The 493-nt window shown below is 53.3% G+C and carries 1 pseudogene; it reads left to right on the top strand.

From position 1 onward, the window contains the following. Positions 1-98 precede the first annotated feature (98 nt). Positions 99-493: pseudogene (locus CWI66_RS17730) on the top strand (transposase); the annotation flags it as partial.

The raw sequence follows: 493 nt of genomic DNA, 5'->3' as shown, positions 1-493 counted from the left end.
TAGCCCGGATTTCTCACAGGGTATAAAAGAAAGCGGCTGAAAGTGCTATGATTTCAAGAACCTAACCAATCCATCAAGCACCAACAGCCGCTTCCAAAATGGTACCTGAAAAGCTGACCTTCTCGCCACTCTCACGCCGCCAAATTGAAGCCGACTTCTCCGGGGGCCACATTACGTCGGACGCCGGATTACTCCTGCTTCGTGAAGTCGATAAACAGCATCGCCTGACACGCCGCTTGGCCGCAGTGCTTCATGATCCCCGCGCACCGGAACAGGTTCGTCATAAGCTCGACACTTTGGTTCGTCAGCGGGTGTTCGGTGTCGCCGCTGGCTATGAAGATTTCAACGACCATGAGGCCCTGCGCTATGATCAGGCCCTTCAGACAGCGCTCGGTGAAGAGGATACGCTGGCAGGCAAGCAATAGTGAAGGCCCATGAGTTGCTGTGGCATCACTTCATTGAACACATATACGTCACAGATGTGTCACAGGAA

Origin of the sequence: Halomonas sp. 141 (genome assembly GCF_002810305.1) — a bacterium.
In the GTDB taxonomy this organism is placed as follows: Bacteria; Pseudomonadota; Gammaproteobacteria; order Pseudomonadales; family Halomonadaceae; genus Vreelandella; species Vreelandella stevensii.
The sequence above is the reverse complement of the archived record's forward strand: the minus strand, read 5'-3'. Positions and strand labels throughout refer to the sequence as shown.